Source organism: Rhodococcus sp. WY5 (assembly GCF_018588185.1).
Taxonomy (GTDB): Bacteria; Actinomycetota; Actinomycetes; order Mycobacteriales; family Mycobacteriaceae; genus Rhodococcus_F; species Rhodococcus_F qingshengii.
In genome coordinates, this window is sequence record NZ_JAAMPR010000001.1 from 5886709 (window position 1) to 5907053 (window position 20345).

Genomic DNA, 20345 nt, shown 5'->3' on the forward strand with positions numbered 1-20345 from the left:
ATGAGCGGGGATTTCGAGGGAACGAACTAGCGGACGATCTCGCGCCGGACGATCGTCTCGTCGCGGCCGGGGCCGACACCGATGCAGGAGATGAACGCACCCGAAAGCTCTTCGAGACGAAGCACGTAGTTCTGCGCATTCTGCGGCAGTTCCTCGAAGGTGCGAGCCTCCGAGATGTCTTCCCACCAGCCGGGCATCTCTTCGTAGATGGGCTTGGCGTGGTGAATGTCGCTCTGTGACATCGGCATTTCGTCGTGGCGGACACCGTCCACCTCGTACGCGACACAGATCGGCACGGTGTCGAGGCTGCTCAGCACGTCCAGCTTGGTGAGGAAGTAGTCGGTGATGCCGTTGACGCGCGTCGCGTAGCGCGCGATGACAGCGTCGAACCATCCCGTACGACGAGCGCGTCCGGTGGTGACACCGACCTCGCCGCCCTGCTTCGCCAGGTATGCGCCGTGATCGTCGAACAGCTCCGTCGGGAACGGACCAGAACCGACACGCGTCGTGTACGCCTTCAGGATGCCGAGCACTGTGGTGATCTTGGTGGGACCGATTCCCGAACCGACCGCCGCACCACCCGAAGTGGGGTTGGACGAGGTCACGTACGGGTACGTGCCGTGGTCGACGTCCAGCAGAGTGCCCTGCGAACCTTCGAGCAGAACGGTCTCGCCGCGCTCGAGGGCGAGGTTGAGCTCCAGGCGCGTGTCCGAGATGCGGTGCTTGAAACCCTCGGCCTGCGTCAGTACCTCTTCGACGACCTGCTGCGGGTCGAGTGCCTTGCGGTTGTAGATCTTGACCAGCACCTGGTTCTTGAATTCGAGTGCTGCTTCGACCTTCTGGGTCAGGATCTTCTCGTCAAGGACGTCCGCGGCACGGACACCGACACGGGCGATCTTGTCCTGGTAGCACGGGCCGATACCGCGGCCGGTCGTGCCGATCTTCTTCGCTCCCAGGAAGCGTTCGGTGACCTTGTCGATGGCCACGTGGTACGGCATGATCAGGTGCGCATCAGCAGAAAGCAGCAGGCGGGACGTGTCCACGCCGCGCTCTTCCAGGCCTGCCAATTCGGTCAACAACACACCCGGGTCGACGACGACACCGTTACCGATGACGTTGTTGACGGCGGGGGTGAGGATTCCGGACGGGATGAGGTGCAGTGCGAACTTGTCACCGTTCGGCAGAACCACGGTGTGTCCGGCGTTGTTACCGCCCTGGTATCGCACGACCCACTGAAGCTGCTCGCCCAGTAGATCTGTAGCTTTGCCCTTACCTTCGTCGCCCCACTGGGCGCCGATCAGGACGATTGCCGGCATGACGTTGTCTCCTACGGTCGACGTGCAGCAGTTGTCCCGCCGCATTGGTACTGCCTGGCTTCCGCGCACATGATGCAGCGCCGAACTGTTGCAGTGACCGAAGGAGCAGTCTAGCCCAGAGCACCAGACCAGACCTGACGGTCCAGAATTTGGCCGGTGACCATCACGATTGCGAGTCGACACAGAGACTCGCACTAAGATCGTCGGCAGTGATTCGGACGGCCATTTCGGGGAAGGGTGGCGAGGTCCCACTACCCGAGAAGAAGTCTTGATCGAGCTAGGAGTGGCTTTGACCCCTGTGGTGCTCAAATGTGGCGATTCGCCGGTTCCACTCCCCCTGGGTGAACTCACGTCGTTCACCGTCCCTGAACTTCCGGAGAAGCAAGACTTCGACGAGGCCCTGTCCCAACTGCAGGTCGTCACGGAACCTCGCTTGATCGTCGTGGGTAACGACGGCGCGTTTGCCGCGGCATTGACGCGGTTGATGCGATTGGAGCGACTCAACGTCGAACTCGCCTACGTCACCGAGAACAGGTCCGACGCAACCGACGCGTACAAACTCGCGACCGGTGCACGAGCTGCGCGCACGGCCTTGAAAGGCACAGTCCACACCGTGCCGCTCATTCGCGACGACGCTGGAATCGCGCTGGTAGGTGCAGCAACTGTCACGGGTCCGGCGGATGCAGACGAACTGATCGGCGAGGCCTACGTCGACGACAACAAGCTGTTCTCCGGTACAGTCCCCGGCATCCGGATAGTGCCGAGCCCCAAGCTCCCCGGGATCAAGGCATCAGTCGACCGCAAGAGCCGCTGGAGCGGGCGACGCTGGCTGGAAGGCCGAGCCATTCAACTGGGCTCGCCGGCAGCGCGACTGGTTCGCGACGGGGTGGCCAACCCACGCGATCTGAAGCGTTCGACCTTCTACCGGCACGACAAGACTTGGTTGTTGGTCAGGTGAGAACCGGAGCAGCACGGTCGGCGGTTCGGCCGAGCCCTGTCTTCCTCGGCGTCGTTGCGATCACTGTCATCGCCGGAATCGTCGCTTGGAACTCGACGTGGGGTTCCATCGCGGGCCGCGCGGGTGTTTTTGTCCTCGTGGTTGCCGGCTGGGTGGTCACGCTCTGCTTGCACGAATTCGCGCATGCCTATCTGGCGTGGCGTCATGGAGACACCGACGTCGAGGCTCGTGGCTACCTGACGCTCAACCCGCTCAAGTACAGCCATCCGATGCTCTCGATCGGTCTGCCGGTGCTGTTCATCGCATTGGGCGGCATCGGGCTTCCCGGCGGCGCCGTGTACCTGCGCACCGGGATGTTCCCGCCCAAGGTGCAGGCCCGAATATCGCTCGCCGGTCCGTTCACGAATGCCGTCGCCGCCGTGATCCTCCTCGTCGTCATACGTACGTACGGCTCATCGGCCGAGCATCTGACGTTCTGGGCCGGCCTCAGTTTCCTGGCTTTCTTGCAGGTCATGGCAACAGTTTTGAACCTGCTCCCAGTCCCGGGTCTGGACGGTTACAACGCGCTGGAGCCCTACCTCGCACCCAATACACGGCACCAACTCGACCAGTTCAAGCCGTACGGACTGCTCCTGCTGGTTGCGCTCCTGTTCGTCCCACAGATCAATGTCGTCTTCTTCGACGCGATCTACTGGATCTTCGAATTGAGCGGCGTGTCCGACTACTACGCCATGCTCGGTAACGCCCTCATGCGTTTTTGGACGTGATCGAGTGCGCTGGAGGAGACTCGTGAGAGTCTGACATTTCAGACATTCATTCTTCTTCAGGGGAGCATCGATGATTGCGACGTCATTTCAGTCCGGCGGAGTGGAGTACACCCTCACGCGGGCCGAGATTCGACACGTGGAGGCACTGATCGACTTGCTCGCCGACGACCCGATCGGCAGCACCCGGGAGACGACCAACCCCGAAGCCCGAACGATCTACGAGGACGCGTTCAAGCGAATCGACGAGGATCCGGCTCAACTTCTCGTCACCGTTCTGGTCGGCGACGCGGTAATCGGCACAATGCAATTGACCTTCATTCCGGGTATGAGCCGGATGGGTGCCACGCGACTGCAGATCGAAGCTGTTCGCGTCCACGAGGACTACCGAAGTAAAGGCATCGGCAGTTCGATGATCCGCTGGGCCTGCGAAGAAGGTGCCCGGCGCGGTGCGTTTCTGGCGCAGCTCACCTCGGATCAAACTCGCAAGGAAGCTCACGACTTCTACGAGCGACTCGGATTTGTGGCCTCCCATGTCGGGTTCAAGAAGTCACTGAGCTGACGCCCTGCCACAAAACTCCCAAACGCGGGGACTCCCAAACGCGAGCTCGAGCACCGGGGCGTAGAGGTGCCCCGGTGCTCGCGTCTCGAGTTGTTTCACTTCAGGCGGCTGTTGGTGGGCTGTTCCCGCCGATCGGCTGCTGATACGGATCGATCGACATCGGTGGATAGAACACTGTTTTCCGATCCGGCCCGATCTCCACCCGCCACTCCGTGTGGTGCATCGTCCGATGATGATGACCGCACAACAAGATCAGATTGTCGAGATCTGTTGGGCCGCCATCGTTCCAGTGAACAATATGGTGAGCATCGCACCACCCCGACGGCGTCCCGCACCCTGGAAACGCACACCCGCCATCCCGAACCGCCAACGCCCGCCGCTGCGGAACCGTCGCGGTCCTTGCTTCCTTACCGCAGTCGAGCGGAACACCATTCTCGTCCAGGAGGATCCGCGTCACGGTGCAGTCGCACGCCAACATCCGGGCGGTATCGATACTGATCGGACCCACCCAATCCGCCCACGCGAAACCCAGTTCCTGAGTCGACGGCAGTAGATCCTTCAATGCTTTGAGGTCGGTCATGTCTTTTGCACTGGCGGTGACTGTGATGTGCGGTTTCACTCCGCCCTCGATCGGACCCAGCCCCGCCCGCTCGTACCGGCGCAGTAATTCGCAGAACCCGTCCGCGCGCCGCAGCGCCGGCGTACGCGTGTCCTTGACGCCGTCTTTCTCCGGCGTCGGCGCAGACAGGCTCGACAGCAACGTGATCAACCGGGCCCCGTTGATCGCATCCAGGTCGCCCTTCACGGTCACCCGCCCGTACAAACCTTTCGACGCGTAGAACTCGTTACGCTCCGAATCCTCACCCACCGGAACGCCGTCCTCACGGTTTCCGTACTGCTTCTCGATCCGCCGAATCGCCGCCCGCACCGCATCACAATCCGCAATGTTCTTCGACGCCAAACCCAACAGGATCCCGCGAGCCTTGTCCACATCCGCCAGGGTCATGTTCTTGGGTGGATGCTGACAAAACGACGCCACCTGACGGGCTTTCAACGCATCCACGTCACCACGATGAAACGCATCGCCGACAACCGGTTCGAGCATCAACAACCGCGCCAACCCGACCAGCAGACTGCACTCACCGATCTCCAGATTCGTCGAACCATGCAACCACTGCGCGATCACCCGAAAACCCTTCCCGCCAAGAACCTCCCGGGAAAACATCTCCACGATCAGCAACACCATCCGCGACTGCAACTCGTGTCGGGCGCGCACCAGATCCAGAACCTCACCCTTGAGGTCCTCGCTATCCAGTTGCCATGCTTCCCGACTGTCCATGCTCAAAGTTTAATCGAACATACTTTCGATAACCAGAGACAAACCGGACAACTTCAAGAAGACCTACACTCGAGAGCTGTTGAGATGCATCGCTATTCGCGCAACCGCCGACGCGATTCGTTGACAGAGACTCGCAACTCCCCCAAAGGCACTTCACGACCCGACTCACTGCGCACCTCGACGCGAACGCGCTCACCAGTAGCGTCGTCGGCCACCTCCAACGGTCCACCTTTTCCGCCGTGCAGATACTTGTCGCCCCACTGCATCAGCGCGAGAACCGCCGGCAGCAGGTCACGGCCCTTCTCGGTGAGCACGTACTCGTGCCGCGTCCGCTTTCCAGGCTCCTTGTACGGCACACGCTCGAACAGTCCCGCCTCAGTGAGTTCTTTCAGCCTCGCCGACGCAACCGCCTCGGTGATGCCGACTCGCGACGCGAAGTCGTCGAAACGCGTTGTGCCGTAATAGGCCTCTCGCAGAATGAGTATCGCGGATCGAGTGCCGACCACTTCCATGGCCCGCCCGATCGAACAGTGCGTGGCCCGCCAGGCGTCGCGATCTTCGAGCACTCCGGTCAGTCGTACAGCGTCCATGCAATTCACCATACCCCCTGGCTTGCCATAACCATAGCCAGAGTCTAGATTGCTGACTATGGAACTTCATAGCCAGCCGGTGCGGACCGGACCCCTGCTCGCGATACTGTCGGGGGCGCCGTTTGTCGCCAGCCTCGATCTTTTTGTGGTCAACGTGGCCTTCGGCGACATCGCCAAGAGCTACCCGGGTCACTCGCTCGGCGAGTTCAGTTGGATCCTCAACAGCTACGCGATCGTCTACGCCGCACTGTTGATACCCCTCGGACGCTGGGCGGACAGGATCGGGCACAAGCGCGCCTTCATCGCCGGCCTCGCGCTGTTCACCCTCGCCAGCGCCGCCTGTGCCTTCAGCCCGTCCTTGTGGGCACTGGTGGCCTTCCGTATCGTCCAGGCAGTCGGTGCCGCTGCGCTCACCCCGGCCAGCCTCGGGCTTCTGATCAATGCGCTTCCCGCCGCGAAACGTCAATCCGGCGTTCGCATCTGGGCAGCCGCCGGCGCTGCAGCAGCTGCATTCGGCCCTGTCGTGGGCGGCATCCTCGTAGAGGCCTCGTGGCGCTGGGTCTTCCTGATCAATGTTCCAGTGGGCATCGTGTTGCTCTACTTCGCAGTCCGACTCGTACCGGATACAACACACAAGGACCCCGATGCCGGTATCGACTTCGTCGGCGCTGCCCTCCTCACCGTCGGAATCGGCTCTCTCGCCCTGGCACTCGTCCAGGGTCCGGACTGGGGATGGACCGACAATCGCGTTCTGATTGCCTTCGCCGTGGCCGCCGTGACACTACTCTCGTTCTGGTGGAGCAACTCTCGTCACCGGACTCCGTTGATTGCTCCGGATCTTCTGAAGATCCGCTCGTTTGCCTGGTCCAACGTCACCGCCATCCTGTTCAGCGCAGCATTCGCCGCGGGTCTTCTCTCGAACATCCTGTGGCTCCAGGAAGCCTGGGGATACTCCGCTCTGCGAACCGGTTTCGCCGTCTCACCGGGTCCGCTTCTCGTTCCGCTGTTCGCCATCGCCGGCGGATCGCTGACGCGGAGGTACTCGGCGGGACGCGTCGCCGCACTCGGCAGCCTTCTGTGGGCAGTCGGAACCGTACTCGTTCTCGTCTCGGTTGATACGACGCCCAACTACGCGACCGGACTCCTACCAGGCTGGATCATCGCCGGGATCGGTGTCGGCCTTGCCCTGCCGACCATCCTGTCGCAGGCCACGGCGGATCTGGCACCTGCCAGATCGGCCACCGGTAGCGCAATCGTCAGCATGAGCCGACAGATCGGAACCGTTCTCGGCGTGAGCGTTCTGATCGCGGTTCTCGGCTCTGCTGTCGACTACGACACCTTCCGCCAGGCCTGGTGGGTGATCTTTGGCGTCGCGCTTGTGTCTGCCCTGGCATCACTGGGAATGACGCCTGCGACCACACCCACCCCGGTTGTCCCTGCTGAATCCGCCATCCCTGAAAGGAATTTGTCATGAGAGACGCAGTTATCGTCGAAGCCGTTCGCACTCCGATCGGCAAGGGAAAGGCGAACGGCGCCCTGCACGGCATCAACGCCGTCGACCTCCTCGCCCACAGCCTCAAGGCGGTAGTCGAACGCACTGGAATCGATGCAGCATTGATCGACGACGTCATCGGTGGAGCGGTAAGCCAAGTCGGTGAACAGAGCCAGAATGTCACTCGCACTGCCCTTCTCGCCGCAGGCTACCCTGAGTCGGTACCGGGAACCACCGTCGACCGACAGTGTGGAAGTAGCCAACAAGCAGTTCATTTTGCCGCTCAGGGCGTTATTGCCGGTGCGTACGACATCGTTGTCGCTGCCGGAGTCGAGTCGATGAGCCGAGTCCCTATGGGCTCGAGCAGCATCGGGCGCGAATCACTCGGCATGGGTTTCGAAGAGCGCTATCCGGACGGTCTGGTACCGCAGGGCATCAGCGCCGAATTGATTGCCGCCAAGTGGGGACTGAGCCGCACCCAACTCGACGAGTTCTCGGCGTCGAGTCATCGGAAAGCCGCGCTGGCAACCGAGAGTGGGTACTTCACCAAGGAACTCGCCACGCTCCCGCAGCTGTCGGTCGACGAGGCCATCCGCCCCGGCACCACGGTCGAGACCCTGGCCGGCCTACGGACCGCCTTCGAATCCGACTACTACGCAAAGCGATTCCCACAGATCGACTGGTCCATCACCGCGGGCAACAGCAGCCCGCTTTCCGACGGCAGTTCGGCGGTGATGATCACGACCAGTGAGATCGCCGCGACACTCGGCCTCACCCCGAAGGCACGGTTGCACAGCTTCGCCGTCGCCGGCGACGATCCGCTCTACATGCTCACCGCGGTCATCCCGGCTACGCAGAAGGTCCTGGCCCGTGCGGGATTGACGGTCTCGGACATCGATCTGTTCGAGGTCAACGAGGCCTTTGCCCCCGTCGTCCTCTCGTGGGCAGCGGACACCGGCGTCGACCTGTCCAAGGTGAACGTCCACGGCGGCGCCATCGCGCTCGGCCACCCGCTAGGTGGCAGCGGAACGCGGATCATGACCACCCTGGTCAACGCGATGGAGCAGCGCGGCGCGCGCTACGGACTCCAAACCATGTGTGAGGCAGGTGGGCTGGCCAACGCAACCATCCTGGAGCGCTTGGGCTGAGCGGTCACCGCTGGACGGCATTCCGACATCAGTGACCGAGTGCCGTCCATTCGGGATCCGGCTTGCGCGCAACGACCCGAAACACGATTCCGCCCCGGCCGCTGCGCTGCACCTCGTCGATCAGGAAACCGGCGTTTTCGAGGTATTCAACCGGTTCACGGGTGAGATGATCGGCACCGAACCGAACAAAAAGCGGTTCGACGACCTTCATCAACGTACGAGCAACAACGTTCTTGCTCGGTCCGTGCTCGGCGAGGACGAATCGACCACCGGGTACCAGGACTCGAAATGCTTCGTTCGCAACTCGGTCCGGATCGGGGATCGTGCAAAAGGCGTAGGTCGAGACCAACGTGTCCACGCACTCGTCGGGAACATCGAGTGCTTGCACGTCTCCGAGTCGTAGGTCGACTTCGGTCTTCACTCCTTCGGAGACCTTGAGCCTGGCCTGATCGAGCATCGCAGTCGAGATGTCCACGCCGATGACGTAATCGACGTCGTCTCCGTAGAGAGGCAGGTTCAGTCCGGTACCCACGGCGATCTCGACCACGCGGCCATGCGCCTGGTCCACGGCCCATTTCCGGGCGTCACCGAGCACAAAGCGTTCGAAGCGCCCGATCTGTCGGTCGTAGTGCGCCGCCATTGCGTCGAAAGTCTTGGCGACCTGTGCAGTGTCTGGTTCACGCATAGTGCCCCGTTTCGATCGATCTTCTGTGCAGTCTTACACGCGAGCACCGGGTCGGGAAGACCTTTCGTGACGAAGGGCAACCGACCTCGCGAGGTCGTCCCTGACGGATGCCCCCGGTATCGTTCCAGGTGACCTGACCTCACCTACGACGATCATGGATAGAGACCTCGTGCGATCAAGTAACTGCGTCACCGGTTCGGTCCGGCCACCTTTTTCCACTGATTCCACTGGAGGTCTGTGATGGCCGGCGGACTCTTCGCCCTGCTCGACGACGTCGCAGCCCTGGCTCGCATGGCTGCCGCCTCGATCGACGACGTTGCCGCCGCAACCGGTAAGGCGACCGCCAAAGCGGCCGGCGTGGTCATCGACGACGCAGCCGTCACGCCGCAGTACGTCCGTGGGCTCGCAGCCGAACGCGAGTTGCCCATCATCAAGCGCATCGCCATCGGATCGCTGCGCAACAAGCTGCTGATCATCCTTCCGATCGCTCTGCTGCTGAGTCAGTTCCTCCCCTGGCTGCTGACGCCACTGTTGATGGTCGGCGGCTGTTACCTCAGCTACGAAGCGGTTCACAAGATCTGGGGTGCAATCTTCGGCCACGGTGACCACCACGAGGCCGCTGACGAGCATCCTCGCGACGAAGAAGCAGTGGTTTCGGGCGCCGTCCGCACCGACCTGATCCTGTCCGCCGAGATCATGGTGATCGCACTCAACACCATCGCAGGCGAAGGCTTCTGGAGCCGATTGGTGATCCTTGCCGTCGTTGCGGTCGTCATCACCGTGGTCGTCTACGGCGTCGTCGGACTGATCGTGAAGATGGACGACATCGGATTGAAGATCGCCGAGACGTCTTCGGGCTTCACCCACAAGGTCGGCCGTGGTCTGGTTCGCGGCATGCCTCACGTGATGTCGGTGCTCTCGGTGGTGGGCACCGCCGCGATGCTGTGGGTCGGTGGCCACATCCTGTTGGTCGGCATCGACGAACTGGGCTTCCACCCGCTGTACGACGCCGTTCATCACGGCGAAGAAGCAGTCAGTGACATCGCCGGAGTCGGCGGGGTACTGGCGTGGATCGTCAACACCCTTGCGTCGGCGGCACTGGGTCTGGTGGTCGGCGCCATCGTCGTCGCAGCTCAACTGGGTATCACCCGCCTGCTCGCAAAGCGTTCTGCAACGGCCTAGTCACTGCGAGTTGTGGCGGAGCACCATCTGCTCCGCCACGGCGCGCAGTCCTTCACGCAACGACCGTGGCTCGAGCGCTTCGACGTCCGCTCCCAGACCGATCAACTGCGAGAGCGCGACAGCTTCGCTCTCGAGTTTCAGCTCCGCACTCACCCATCCGTCGTTGTCCTCTGGCCCCACTTCGACGGCAGCGGCAAGCTCGCCCACCACATCGGGGAGCCGGCGCCTGCCCTCTGGTGACAACCGCACGCGACACTCGAAGCGAAGCAGCGAACGGTCGAACTCGGCCATCGACGCCGCCCACCACGACGGCAGGTCGAAATCCGCCGGGCGGGCGAACGAATCATCCTCTACGACGGCGTTTTTGATGCGGCCGACCCGGAACGAGAGCGTACGTCCGTTCAAACCTGCCACGAGATACCAAATTCCGGCTTTGATGACCAGACCCAGCGGATCGACCGTCCGCTCGCGATCGCGATAGACGAAGCGCAGTCGACGCGAGTCCAGCACAGCGGATGTGACGATCGGAAGCGCAGAGATGTCGTCGACGCCGCCGAACCAACCCGGAACGTCCACGAGAATGCGGTCCTGCCACAGTCGTGCACTCTCGCGCAGGGGACCGGGCAGGGAGCGGAGCAGTTTGGCCCCCGCCGAACCGACGGCGTCGGATCGCCCGAGATCTGCAGCGATGGACGGCACGCCCAACAGCATGAGTGCGGACGTCTCGTCGTCGGTCATACCGGACAGCTTGGATTGCCAACCGTCGAGCAGACGGATGCCACCACCGGGGCCGCTCTCGGTCCAGATCGGCACGCCGGCAGCCGACAACGAGGCCACGTCGCGGTAGATCGTCCGCACCGAAACGCCGAACTCTTCGGCCAACTGATCGGCGATAACGCCGCGACTCCCCTGCAAACGCAGCATGAGTTGGAGCAACCGCGCGGATCTCATGGACCGAACATTACCGAGAATTACTGACAGAAGTTGTCAGGAATAGGGGTGCACAATGACCGTCATGGTCACCTGGAAGCAGTTCTCCGAAGAAGTACCCGCTCTTGCCGACGCGGTCCAAGCACGATTCAAAGCCCACAAGCATCACGTCCTCGCAACGCTGCGCAAGGACGGTTCACCACGGGTCAGCGGCACCGAAGTCGAAATCCTCGACGGGCGTCTGGTGCTCGGTTCGATGTTCGGCGCACTCAAGGCGAAGGACCTCATCCGTGACGGGCGCTACGCCCTCCACAGCAATCCCGGCGAGCACACCATGGAGGGCGGTGACGCGAAGATCGCCGGAATCGCACGCGAGGTGACCGGCGACGAGTTCGAAGCCGTGCTCGCAAGCTACACCTACGAGGTTCCGAAGCCTCTGCACCTCTTTGTCCTCGACATCGACGAGGTGGTGCACACGACTGTCGACGACGAACACATGTATGTCGACCTCTGGAAGCCGGGCAAAGATATCACCCGCTTCACCAAGTGACGTTCTTCTCGCAGTGCTCTCCGTTGGCACACGATTCCACCTGGACGGTGGCGTGGGAAAGACCGTGACTCTCGAGGACGGTGCGCGCGGATTCCAGAACATTCGACGAATTCGCGTCACTGGTCAGGTGGACCGTGGCGACATCCATGCCGGTGGTGAGAGTCCAGACATGTAGGTCGTGGACACCCATCACGCTCGGCAGCGCGGCCAGGTCGGCCTCGACTGCCTCGACGTCGACGTCGGCCGGCGAAGCCTGCGTCAGAATGCGCAGCGATGCTGCGGCCAGTTTGATCGCGCGCGGCACCACCCAGAGCGAGATGAGAACACCGACGACGACGTCTGCCCACGTCCAGTTGAACAGCAGGACAAGGCCACCGGCGATCAGAACGCCGACGCTACCGACGGCGTCGGCAAGCACTTCGAGGTAGGCGCCACGCACGGCCAGGCTGTCCTTGGAATCGCCGCGCAGCATCAGCATCACGACGATGTTCGCGGCCAGGCCGGCGGCCGCCGTGATGATCAGGGCGCCGCCCGGGATCTCGGGTTCGTTACCGATGCGGCCGATTGCCTCGTAGAAGACCCAGGCGGCGACAGCCAGCAGCATCACCGCATTGGCCATGGCGGTCAGCACTTCGGCGCGGTGCCAACCGAAGGTCCTGGCCGCGGTGGTGCTGCCCCTCTTCGCGAGCAGCAGCGCCGTCAGTCCCATGGCCATACCCACCACGTCTGTGAGCATGTGACCGGCGTCGGCAAGCAGAGCCAACGAGTTGATCAGGATACCGACCGTGGCCTCGAGTACGAGGAACGCAACGAGGATCGCAAGCGCGATCGCCATTTTTCTGATGCGTTGCGGTGACGGTCCTACGCCGACCGAATCTGCTGCCGAGTGGCCATGTGAATGACCGTGCCCTGCTCCCATTTGTCCTGTTCCCTCCCAAGTCCTTCTCAGAGCATATGCATACATTCGCATACATACAATGAGTTGCTCAGTGAGCGGGAAACGGCAGAGGTCAGTGATCCGGCTCGTAGGCGGGATGAGGCACGGTGGGCGGCAGAGTGGCGATCGACGAGATTCGCTTCATGCCCGCGACCTGCAACAGGTCGACGACCAGCGATCGAATCTGGGCGAACACCACCGTCGAGGACAGGCCCGCGTTCTCGACTATCGCCGGTTTCAGTTCCTTCGCCACCGAGCGCAGGACGCGCGCTGCTTCGGCCTGATCAGGCTGCTCCCCCGGCTCCGCCAGGATCATGTCCTCGAGAACTTCGACGGCTTTCGACAAGCGCTCGACCTGAGCCACCAGACGCGGATCGAGGATCTCGTCGTCCCTGACCAACGTCAACGAACGACGCGCGAGCACTCGAATGTTGCGCATCGCGTTGTCGATGGGATCGGCTGTCGCCATGAGCCTTTCGAGGCGAGGCCGACTGTTCCAGTACAGCGGGGAGATTCGGCTGATCTCGCGCCCGCCGAGAAGGTTACTGCGCAACCCGTCGATGGCACCCTGAGTTGCGCGCGCCTTCTGCAGTGCCTTCACGATCGGGTCCGGGTCATTCGCGACGAGGCCGTCTGCCACCAATTGCAGTACCTCGGAAGCGGTTCCGAGGATCGATGCGGCATCCTTGCGCGCGCGTCGTACCGGGTGGGTGGGGATGATCGCGACCACCGCGATACCCACCAGGCCACCGACAAGGGCATCGATCATGCGATCGGGACCGCCGCTGCCGCCCGGCGGGATCAGCGTCGCCACCAGCACAGCCGAGTTTCCCGCCTGCATGGAGAAGATCGGCCCGCTGTTGAGAAGCACCGCGACGGACATCGCCAGCACGACAACCAAACTGATCTGCCACGGTCCGCTCCCGATACCGGAGATGATCAGATCACCGATTCCGATACCGACCGTGACTCCCGCAACCAACTCGAACGAGCGTCGTAGTCGTGCACCCAACGACAGACCGAGCGAGACCACAGCGGCAATCGGCGCGAAGAACGGCGCGTGGTGCCCGATCACCGTGGTGGCAACCCACCACGCCAATCCGGCCGCCAAGGCACATTGAATGATCGGTAGCGCCGACGTCTGAAGCCGACGCACCGATTTGCGAGCCCGGTCCTTGATGCCGGCCCGGCTCGGACGGAAACTGCTAACCGAGGCCAAGCGCTTCGGCGGCGTTGGGATCGCAGTCTTCGAGCAGATCGAGGCAACGCGCGTACTCGTCGGCTTCACCGATCGTCTTCGCGGCCTTGGCCAGGACTGCGACGCAACGCAGGAAACCACGGTTCGGTTCATGGCTGTAGGGCACGGGACCGAAACCCTTCCAACCGTTGCGACGCAGTTGGTCGAGTCCGCGGTGGTATCCGGTACGCGCGTAGGCGTAGGCCGTGATGGTTTCGCCCTTGTCCAGGGCAGCCTCGGCCAGGTAGGCCCACGCAATGGAGGCAGTGGGGTGGTCGGCCGCTACCTGGGCCGGTTCAGCGTGGTTGAGCAGTGCCGATTCCGCGTCGTCGTCGCCGGGAAGCAGAGTGGGCTTGGGTCCGAGCAGGTCACCGAATTGGGTCATGCGCTCATTGTGCCCGCTACGCCTTTCTGCCACAGGACCGCCTCGCCGACGGTCGGAGTTATGCCCGGTACATACCGGTCGTTACCCTGACATGGTCATTGCTGCATAACACCGAAGGGTTACCCGTGCCGGACTCGAAAGACGACAACTCGAAAAAGAGCGCAGCACCGAAGGGTGCGCCCGAGAAGTCGGCCCCGACCGAACCTGCGACTGTGGCGATCCAGAAGACAGACAAGGCCTCGAAAGCGGACGGCGACGCCAAAGCTGCCAGCGCACCAACCGTCGCGATCCCCAAGGCAACTCAGGCACCCACAGCAGCACCGACACCCCAGCCCAAGCCGGAGCCCGCCACCGTCGCGATTCCGAAAGCCGCGCAGCCGACACCACCACCCCGGCAGGCTCCGACCCCACCACCACCGCAGCGCGCTGCGCCTCAACCGCAGCAGCGCGCCGCGCCTCAACGTGTGGGTGTCGCAGCGACCCCACCGCCGGCTCAGCCGATGCCGACTCGCATCGAGCCCGCCGCGCCGGAGAAGACCAAGCGCAGCGGCAAGGGCTGGTACATCGCGGCAGCAGCGGCCGGCGTCGCCGTCCTCGCGGCGATCGGCGTCGCCGTATTCGTCTCGTCCAACAGCGGTAGCGGTGAAAGCTCACCCGAAGCTCAGGTCCAGACCGCCATCTCGACGTATGTCGACGCTCTACAGACCGGCGATCTGGCAACGCTGCGAACGTCGACCTGTGGGGCGTTGGGCGAGTACTACCGCACCATTCCCGACGCAGCGTTCGCTCAGGTCCACGACAATGCCGTCGCGCAGAAGACGATCCCGCAGGTCGGAGCCGTCGACGCGGTGCGCATCACCGACGACACCGCGATCGCTCAGGTCCAGGCAAGTTTGCCGAGCACGGGCGAGCAGTCGTGGCGCACGTTCGACCTCGAGCGCCAGGACGGCACGTGGAAGGTCTGCGATCCCAGCAAGTAGGTACCTGAACAGAAATGCGCGCCGGCGAGAATTTCGCCGGCGCGCATTTTGTTCTGTGAAGCGCAGTTGTGAAACCGATCAGCCTGCCGACACCGAGCGTCCGGCCGACTTCAGGTCGTTGCACGCCTCGACGACGCGAGCCGTCATGCCGGCTTCGGCCTTCTTGAGGTAGCTGCGCGGGTCGTATGCCTTCTTGTTTCCGACCTCGCCGTCGACCTTGAGGACGCCGTCGTAGTTGGTGAAGAAGTGTCCGGCGATCGGACGGGAGAACGCGTACTGGGTGTCGGTGTCGACGTTCATCTTGACGACGCCGAAGTTCAGCGAGTCCTCGATCTCCGACTTCAACGATCCCGATCCACCGTGGAAGACGAAGTCGAAGGGCTGCGAACCGGAAGCCAGACCGAGCTTGGCAGCGGCGACCTTCTGGCCCTCTTCGAGAACCTCGGGCTTGAGCTTGACGTTGCCCGGCTTGTAGACGCCGTGGACGTTGCCGAAGGTGGCGGCAAGGAGGTACTTGCCCTGTTCGCCGATGCCCAGAGCATCGACCGTCTTCTCGAAGTCTTCGCTCGAGGTGTAGAGCTTGTCGTTGATCTCGGCTTCGACGCCGTCTTCTTCGCCGCCGACGACACCGATCTCGACCTCGAGGATGATGCGTGCAGCCTTCGAGAGGGCGAGCAGTTCCTTGGCGATGGCCAGGTTCTCGTCGATCGGGATAGCCGAGCCGTCCCACATGTGCGACTGGAAGAGCGGGTTACGACCGGCGTCGACGCGCTCCTGCGAGATCGCGAGCAGCGGACGCACGTAGGTGTCCAGCTTGTCCTTTGGGCAGTGATCGGTGTGCAGCGCGATGGTGACGTCGTACTTTGCCGCGATCACGTGTGCGAACTCGGCGAGCGCAACAGCGCCGGTGACCATGTCCTTGACGCCCAAACCGGAACCGAACTCGGCGCCGCCCGTCGAGAACTGGATGATGCCGTCACTGCCGGCGTCCGCGAAGCCCTTGATGGCTGCGTTGATGGATTCGGAGCCGACACAGTTGATGGCGGGGAAGGCAAAGGAATGCTCCTTGGCCCGACCAAGCATCTCGGCATAGACCTCGGGAGTTGCGATAGGCACGGCGGGAGTCCTCCATATACGTGTCGTTCGGAGCGCTCGGCGATGTGAAAGCGCTTCGTGTGGTCCTAGCAGTATGGCAAGTCCGACTCGTCACGTCTCTTTGCGGTCTCGGCCCGCCGCCACCGACGCGATGACCTGCGGTGGTGGGAAACACTCAGATTCGGCCGGTACTCTGGCCACCGTGAATGTGCAGGCAGCAACTGAATCCGTGACGAACCTGGCCTTGCTGCCCGGCTTCCTCGATCCCGTGAACCTCTTGAATTCCTTCGGAACGTGGGTTCTGGTGGGATTGCTTCTGGTGGTCTTCATCGAATCAGGCCTGCTGTTTCCGCTCTTGCCCGGCGATTCGCTCCTCTTCACCGCAGGGCTGATCGCGGCGTCCAAGTCCACCGAGATCGAACCGTTCGCGCCACTGTGGGTGCTCCTGGTGACGATTCCGATCGCCGCGATTCTGGGTGACCAAGTCGGGTTCTACATCGGCGCCAAGGGCGGAACTGCCCTGTTCAAGACGGACGACGCGCGGTTCTTCAAGAAGAAGTACATCGACGAGTCACACGCCTTCTTCGAAAAGCACGGCCCGATCACCATTATCCTGGCTCGGTTCGTGCCGATCGTGCGTACTTTTGCTCCGGTTGTCGCCGGCGCTTCGAAGATGAAGTACTCACTGTTCCTGACCTACAACATCGTCGGCGGCATCCTGTGGGGTGCCGGCGTGACTTTGCTCGGCTACCTCCTGGGGCAGATCGAATTCATCCGCGACAATGTCGACTACATCTTCATCTTGATCGTCCTGGTGTCGGTTCTGCCGATCGTCTTCGAAATCGGGAAGCGAATTCTGGCGTCGAGACGTGGTGAAACGGCGAATACTTCCACTACGGACAATTCGACGGTGACAGTCCCCGAAGACCCCACCCCCTGATTGCAGAACGAGGCGAAGAACTGACGACGATGACGCTCGCATCCGGCAGTTTCTCCCCGCTCGAGACTGCCGGGCCTCTGTTGGTCTGGATCATCGTCGTCACGTTCGTCTTCATCGAGTGCGCGATCATCCTCGGGTTGTTTCTCCCCGGTGATTCGCTTCTGATCACAGCCGGAATCGTTCTCGCCGGCCACGAATCCGGCGCGGGCCACGTGTGGGCGTTGTCTGTCGGTGCGATGATCGCGGCCATTGCCGGCAACCAGGTCGGGTACGTCATCGGCCACCGGACCGGCAATCACATCAAAGCCCGTAAGGGCGGCAAGTACTTCACCGAGAAGAACCTGCACCGCGTGAACATCCTGTTGGAAAAACACGGGTTCTGGGCGGTCCTGATTGCTCGCTGGGTTCCGTGGGTGCGCACCCTGTGCCCGATGGTCGCGGGCGCAGCCAAGATGAACCACACGCGCTACACCATCGCGAGCACCATCGGCGCGATCATCTGGGCGCCCGTGCTCCTGCTACTCGGTTTCTACGGTGGCTCGTTCCTCGATCGCGTGCCGTGGTTGCTGCCCGCCGTGCTGATCGTGATGATGGTCAGCTTGGTCATCGGTACTGCGCTGGGAATCTGGCAGTACCGCAAGGAGATGGCCCGACCGGCCGAAGACGTCGAGGTCGAAGAAGTCCTCGACTAGAAGCTGACTGCTCAGTGCAGGTGGCTCTGGTCCCACGCCGGCAGCGGGTCTTCGTAGCGAGTCCATGCCCGCGGTCCTTCGCGTAGTTCGTCATCGGTCAGCAGAGCCGGATCGAGGATTCGTGACGGCGCCGCCGGGTCCAGTTTCACTCCGATGAACACGATCTCCTGCCCTGGCACCTCCGCCGCCGACGCCCACAGTTGAGCCGGTTCGATGACGAGGTTGGGACCTGCCTGCGACCAGATCGCGGCGAACTCGGGCCGACTGGCGATCCAGCAGAATCCCTTGCTCCGCAGGAGTCCGGCGAACTGACCGAGCGCGGCCTCGAGTCGCGCCGGATGAAAGGGTCGCGAGGCGCGGTATGTGACGCTGCGTATTCCGTATTCCTCGGTTTCCGGGGTGTGCCCACCGGCCAGTTCCTCGTCCCAACCGGGTACCTGCGCAGCAAGTTCCGGGTTGTAGAGACCGGTTTCGAGGACACGGTCGAGGGTGACTTTGCCGTGATCTGTTCGAATCAGTTGAGCGGTGGGGTTGAGCCTACGAAGCGTCGCCTCGACGGTTCCTGCCGCCCGCGGGCTCACCAGGTCGGTTTTGTTCAGCAAGATGACGTCGGCGAACTCCACCTGATCGACCAGGAGATCGGAGATGCTGCGTCCGTCCCCCTCCCCTGCTTCGAGGTTGCGCTCGTCCAGTCGTTCGCCTTTTGCCAGCTCGCCGAGGAAGGTCGACGCGTCCACCACGGTCACCATGGTGTCGAGCTTCGCGAGCGAGCCGAGGCTGAATCCGTCCTCGAATTCCCAGTCGAAGGTGGCCGCCACCGGCATCGGTTCGGAGATGCCGGTGGACTCGATCACCAACTGATCGAACCGTCCTTCTCGCGCGAGAGCGCCGACGGCGTCGATCAGATCCTCACGCAGCGTGCAGCAGATGCATCCGTTGGTCAGCTCGACCAACTTCTCTTCCGTGCGGTCGAGATGACCCTGGCCCGCGACGAGGGCCGCGTCGATGTTGATCTCGCTCATGTCGTTGACGATGACGGCGACCCTCCGGCCATCGCGATTGGCGAGAATGTGGTTGAGGAGTGTGGTCTTGCCTGCGCCCAGAAATCCGGACAGCACGGTTACCGGTAGCTGCTTCATTCCTTAATGGTAACCATTGTCATTATCGACAACAGTGGGCGGGCCTACTGCACTGCAGAGGCACTACCCGAGAACTGGCTCTCGGGCCTCGGCAAACCGAAATGATCACGAAGGGTCGTACCCGAGTATTCGGTCCGGAACAGACCGCGATCCTGCAGGATCGGGACCACACGCTCGGTGAAGATTTCGAGTCCACCCGGGTAGTACGGCGGCATGACGTTGAATCCGTCAGCAGCACCGCTGGTGAACCATTCCTCGATCGTGTCAGCCACCTGCTCGGCGGTTCCGGCAAACACCCGGTGCCCGCGCGCACCCGCCAATCGATGAAGGAGGCCACGAACCGTCGGACGCTCGCGCTCGACGATGCCGGCGATCACCTGCAATCTGCTTTGCTTGTTGTCGGTGACATCCCCTGCAGCCGCGAACAATTCGACAGGAACCGGTGCATCCAGTTCCAGATTCCGAACATCGGCCCCGGTGAGTGCACCGAGTTGCGCGAGGCCGTACTCCGGCGAAGTCAACTCGTTGAATTCTCGCTCGAGCGCCTTGGCCTGCTCCTCGGTGTCACCGATGAACGGGCTGATTCCGGGCAGGATCTTGACGTGGTCGGGGTTACGCCCGAACTGCGCAGCCCTCGACTTGATGTCGGTGTAGAACGCCTGCGCATCGGAAAGTCTCTGGTGCGCTGTGAAAATCGCCTCCGCGTACTGACCGGCAAACGCGCGACCGTCGTTGGACGCCCCGGCCTGCACCAGCACCGGGTATCCCTGCGGCGTTCGCGGTGCGTTGAACGGTCCCCGCACCCGAAGATGCCGGCCGACGTAGTTGATCTCGTGAATCTTGTTTCTGTCCGCGTAGATTCCGTTCTCCCGGTCCAGACTGATCGCGTCGTCCTCCCAGCTGTCCCACAACCGCACCACCGCGTCGACGAATTCCCTTGCACGCGAATACCGGTCCCCGTGATCCGGGTGCTTGGCCAGCCCGAAGTTGGCTGCCGCCAGATCCGTACCCGTGGTGACGATGTTCCACCCCGCGCGTCCGTTCGAGATGTGGTCGAGCGAGGCGAACAGCCGAGCCAGGTTGTACGGCTCGTAGTACGTGGTCGACGCCGTCGCGATCAATCCGATTCGCTCGGTCGCCACTGCAATGGCCGTCAACAAGGTGATCGGCTCCAATGTTCCTGCGGGACCGTGCTCGACGTCGCTGCGCAACGCGGGACCGTCGGCGAAGAAGATTCCGTCGAACTTCGCCGCCTCAGCAGTGCGAGCGATCTCCTGGAAATACGTGACGTCGAACAGACGTTCCGGGGTTGTCCACGGATGACGCCACGCCGCTTCGTGATGACCGGCGGGGTGGATGAACGCGTTGAGGCTCAGTTGGCGCGGAGAATCAGACATGCCTGAATGCTGGCAACTGCCGCCGCA

21 protein-coding genes are annotated in these 20345 nt (G+C 62.6%); 10 read left to right on the forward strand and 11 right to left on the reverse strand.

All coding sequences use genetic code 11. From position 1 onward, the window contains the following. Nucleotides 1–26 precede the first annotated feature (26 nt). Nucleotides 27–1316, reverse strand: a complete 1290-nt coding sequence (locus G4D79_RS27135) for an adenylosuccinate synthase (RefSeq protein ID WP_003944351.1) — start codon at nucleotides 1314–1316, stop codon at nucleotides 27–29. A gap of 283 nt (nucleotides 1317–1599) precedes the next feature. Here G4D79_RS27135 and G4D79_RS27140 point away from each other — a divergent pair, with 283 nt between their 5' ends. The 3 genes from G4D79_RS27140 (at nucleotide 1600) to G4D79_RS27150 (ending at nucleotide 3600) form a co-directional block, all read left to right on the forward strand. Further along, nucleotides 1600–2274 carry a hypothetical protein gene (locus G4D79_RS27140; protein ID WP_080961056.1) on the forward strand — a complete coding sequence of 225 codons (675 nt, stop codon included), beginning with the start codon at nucleotides 1600–1602 and terminating at the stop codon, nucleotides 2272–2274. Next, nucleotides 2271–3041 carry a site-2 protease family protein gene (locus G4D79_RS27145; protein ID WP_003944319.1) on the forward strand — a complete coding sequence of 257 codons (771 nt, stop codon included), beginning with the start codon at nucleotides 2271–2273 and terminating at the stop codon, nucleotides 3039–3041. The genes G4D79_RS27140 and G4D79_RS27145 overlap by 4 nt, the downstream gene beginning before the upstream one ends. 70 nt (nucleotides 3042–3111) lie before the next feature. Further along, entirely contained in the window at nucleotides 3112–3600 is a 489-nt protein-coding gene (locus tag G4D79_RS27150; RefSeq protein WP_007726792.1) for a GNAT family N-acetyltransferase, read from the forward strand. A gap of 100 nt (nucleotides 3601–3700) precedes the next feature. On the opposite strand, the gene G4D79_RS27155 is transcribed toward G4D79_RS27150, so the two are convergent. Both G4D79_RS27155 and G4D79_RS27160 read right to left on the reverse strand, forming a co-directional pair. Beyond that, nucleotides 3701–4939, reverse strand: a complete 1239-nt coding sequence (locus tag G4D79_RS27155; protein WP_214514586.1) for an HNH endonuclease signature motif containing protein — start codon at nucleotides 4937–4939, stop codon at nucleotides 3701–3703. A gap of 92 nt (nucleotides 4940–5031) precedes the next feature. Beyond that, nucleotides 5032–5529: a helix-turn-helix domain-containing protein gene (locus G4D79_RS27160; RefSeq protein WP_007726791.1), complete on the reverse strand. Its 498-nt coding sequence runs from the start codon at nucleotides 5527–5529 to the stop codon at nucleotides 5032–5034. A 58-nt stretch (nucleotides 5530–5587) separates the two neighbouring features. Between G4D79_RS27160 and G4D79_RS27165 the strand changes: the two genes are divergently transcribed. Both G4D79_RS27165 and G4D79_RS27170 read left to right on the forward strand, forming a co-directional pair. After that, a complete protein-coding gene (locus G4D79_RS27165) occupies nucleotides 5588–7003 on the forward strand; it encodes an MFS transporter (protein WP_064114292.1) in 1416 nt (471 codons plus the stop codon). Then, nucleotides 7000–8169, forward strand: a complete 1170-nt coding sequence (locus G4D79_RS27170) for a thiolase family protein (protein WP_214514587.1) — start codon at nucleotides 7000–7002, stop codon at nucleotides 8167–8169. The genes G4D79_RS27165 and G4D79_RS27170 overlap by 4 nt, the downstream gene beginning before the upstream one ends. A gap of 28 nt (nucleotides 8170–8197) precedes the next feature. Here G4D79_RS27170 and G4D79_RS27175 read toward each other — a convergent pair whose 3' ends face one another. Further along, nucleotides 8198–8854, reverse strand: coding sequence for a class I SAM-dependent methyltransferase (locus G4D79_RS27175; protein WP_042452162.1), 657 nt, complete (start codon nucleotides 8852–8854; stop codon nucleotides 8198–8200). 240 nt (nucleotides 8855–9094) lie between these two features. On the opposite strand from G4D79_RS27175, the gene G4D79_RS27180 reads away from it, so the two are divergent. Further along, nucleotides 9095–10036 (forward strand): DUF808 domain-containing protein, encoded by a 942-nt coding sequence (locus tag G4D79_RS27180; protein WP_214514588.1) that lies wholly within the window; start codon nucleotides 9095–9097, stop codon nucleotides 10034–10036. On the opposite strand, the gene G4D79_RS27185 is transcribed toward G4D79_RS27180, so the two are convergent. Next, nucleotides 10037–10987, reverse strand: a complete 951-nt coding sequence (locus tag G4D79_RS27185; RefSeq protein WP_214514589.1) for a YafY family protein — start codon at nucleotides 10985–10987, stop codon at nucleotides 10037–10039. It lies immediately after the preceding gene. Between the two features lie 64 nt (nucleotides 10988–11051). Between G4D79_RS27185 and G4D79_RS27190 the strand changes: the two genes are divergently transcribed. Further along, nucleotides 11052–11516, forward strand: a complete 465-nt coding sequence (locus G4D79_RS27190; protein ID WP_039972744.1) for a pyridoxamine 5'-phosphate oxidase family protein — start codon at nucleotides 11052–11054, stop codon at nucleotides 11514–11516. Here the strand turns inward: G4D79_RS27190 and G4D79_RS27195 are convergent. The 3 genes from G4D79_RS27195 to G4D79_RS27205 all read right to left on the reverse strand — a co-directional run bounded on the left by G4D79_RS27195 (nucleotide 11506) and on the right by G4D79_RS27205 (nucleotide 14075). Continuing rightward, nucleotides 11506–12435: a cation diffusion facilitator family transporter gene (locus G4D79_RS27195; RefSeq protein ID WP_007726784.1), complete on the reverse strand. Its 930-nt coding sequence runs from the start codon at nucleotides 12433–12435 to the stop codon at nucleotides 11506–11508. The two genes, G4D79_RS27190 and G4D79_RS27195, sit on opposite strands and share 11 nt — an antisense overlap. A 91-nt stretch (nucleotides 12436–12526) precedes the next feature. Continuing rightward, nucleotides 12527–13672 carry an aromatic acid exporter family protein gene (locus tag G4D79_RS27200; protein WP_003944297.1) on the reverse strand — a complete coding sequence of 382 codons (1146 nt, stop codon included), beginning with the start codon at nucleotides 13670–13672 and terminating at the stop codon, nucleotides 12527–12529. Further along, the gene (locus G4D79_RS27205; RefSeq protein WP_007726781.1) at nucleotides 13659–14075 is read right to left on the reverse strand and encodes a DUF3151 domain-containing protein; all 417 of its coding nucleotides are present in this window, start codon (nucleotides 14073–14075) and stop codon (nucleotides 13659–13661) included. Before G4D79_RS27205 ends, G4D79_RS27200 begins: the two co-directional genes overlap by 14 nt. 125 nt (nucleotides 14076–14200) lie before the next feature. Between G4D79_RS27205 and G4D79_RS27210 the strand changes: the two genes are divergently transcribed. Beyond that, entirely contained in the window at nucleotides 14201–15055 is an 855-nt protein-coding gene (locus tag G4D79_RS27210; protein ID WP_214514590.1) for a nuclear transport factor 2 family protein, read from the forward strand. A gap of 78 nt (nucleotides 15056–15133) precedes the next feature. Here the strand turns inward: G4D79_RS27210 and fbaA are convergent, their stop codons facing one another. After that, on the reverse strand, nucleotides 15134–16171 hold the full coding sequence (gene fbaA / locus G4D79_RS27215) for a class II fructose-bisphosphate aldolase (protein ID WP_007726777.1): 1038 nt from the start codon (nucleotides 16169–16171) through the stop codon (nucleotides 15134–15136). Nucleotides 16172–16352: 181 nt separating this feature from the next. Here fbaA and G4D79_RS27220 point away from each other — a divergent pair, with 181 nt between their 5' ends. Both G4D79_RS27220 and G4D79_RS27225 read left to right on the forward strand, forming a co-directional pair. Then, nucleotides 16353–17090: a VTT domain-containing protein gene (locus G4D79_RS27220; protein ID WP_003944390.1), complete on the forward strand. Its 738-nt coding sequence runs from the start codon at nucleotides 16353–16355 to the stop codon at nucleotides 17088–17090. A gap of 29 nt (nucleotides 17091–17119) precedes the next feature. After that, complete coding sequence (locus G4D79_RS27225; protein WP_003944306.1) at nucleotides 17120–17782, forward strand: DedA family protein; 663 nt, start codon at nucleotides 17120–17122, stop codon at nucleotides 17780–17782. A gap of 11 nt (nucleotides 17783–17793) precedes the next feature. Here G4D79_RS27225 and G4D79_RS27230 read toward each other — a convergent pair whose 3' ends face one another. Beyond that, nucleotides 17794–18921 (reverse strand): GTP-binding protein, encoded by a 1128-nt coding sequence (locus tag G4D79_RS27230; protein ID WP_003944416.1) that lies wholly within the window; start codon nucleotides 18919–18921, stop codon nucleotides 17794–17796. A 44-nt stretch (nucleotides 18922–18965) separates the two neighbouring features. Then, nucleotides 18966–20318 carry an LLM class flavin-dependent oxidoreductase gene (locus G4D79_RS27235; protein WP_058038543.1) on the reverse strand — a complete coding sequence of 451 codons (1353 nt, stop codon included), beginning with the start codon at nucleotides 20316–20318 and terminating at the stop codon, nucleotides 18966–18968. Between the last annotated feature and the right edge of the window lie 27 nt (nucleotides 20319–20345).

Bases quoted from the DNA above. Each gene is read 5' to 3' on its own strand.
- G4D79_RS27135 (WP_003944351.1), bottom strand. From the start codon at position 1,316: ATGCCGGCAATCGTCCTGATCGGCGCCCAGTGGGGCGACGAAGGTAAG.
- G4D79_RS27150 (WP_007726792.1), top strand. From the start codon at position 3,112: ATGATTGCGACGTCATTTCAGTCCGGCGGAGTGGAGTACACCCTCACG.
- G4D79_RS27155 (WP_214514586.1), bottom strand. From the start codon at position 4,939: ATGGACAGTCGGGAAGCATGGCAACTGGATAGCGAGGACCTCAAGGGT.
- G4D79_RS27160 (WP_007726791.1), bottom strand. From the start codon at position 5,529: ATGGACGCTGTACGACTGACCGGAGTGCTCGAAGATCGCGACGCCTGG.
- G4D79_RS27165 (WP_064114292.1), top strand. From the start codon at position 5,588: ATGGAACTTCATAGCCAGCCGGTGCGGACCGGACCCCTGCTCGCGATA.
- G4D79_RS27170 (WP_214514587.1), top strand. From the start codon at position 7,000: ATGAGAGACGCAGTTATCGTCGAAGCCGTTCGCACTCCGATCGGCAAG.
- G4D79_RS27175 (WP_042452162.1), bottom strand. From the start codon at position 8,854: ATGCGTGAACCAGACACTGCACAGGTCGCCAAGACTTTCGACGCAATG.
- G4D79_RS27180 (WP_214514588.1), top strand. From the start codon at position 9,095: ATGGCCGGCGGACTCTTCGCCCTGCTCGACGACGTCGCAGCCCTGGCT.
- G4D79_RS27185 (WP_214514589.1), bottom strand. From the start codon at position 10,987: ATGAGATCCGCGCGGTTGCTCCAACTCATGCTGCGTTTGCAGGGGAGT.
- G4D79_RS27190 (WP_039972744.1), top strand. From the start codon at position 11,052: ATGGTCACCTGGAAGCAGTTCTCCGAAGAAGTACCCGCTCTTGCCGAC.
- G4D79_RS27195 (WP_007726784.1), bottom strand. From the start codon at position 12,435: ATGGGAGCAGGGCACGGTCATTCACATGGCCACTCGGCAGCAGATTCG.
- G4D79_RS27205 (WP_007726781.1), bottom strand. From the start codon at position 14,075: ATGACCCAATTCGGTGACCTGCTCGGACCCAAGCCCACTCTGCTTCCC.
- G4D79_RS27225 (WP_003944306.1), top strand. From the start codon at position 17,120: ATGACGCTCGCATCCGGCAGTTTCTCCCCGCTCGAGACTGCCGGGCCT.
- G4D79_RS27230 (WP_003944416.1), bottom strand. From the start codon at position 18,921: ATGAAGCAGCTACCGGTAACCGTGCTGTCCGGATTTCTGGGCGCAGGC.
- G4D79_RS27235 (WP_058038543.1), bottom strand. From the start codon at position 20,318: ATGTCTGATTCTCCGCGCCAACTGAGCCTCAACGCGTTCATCCACCCC.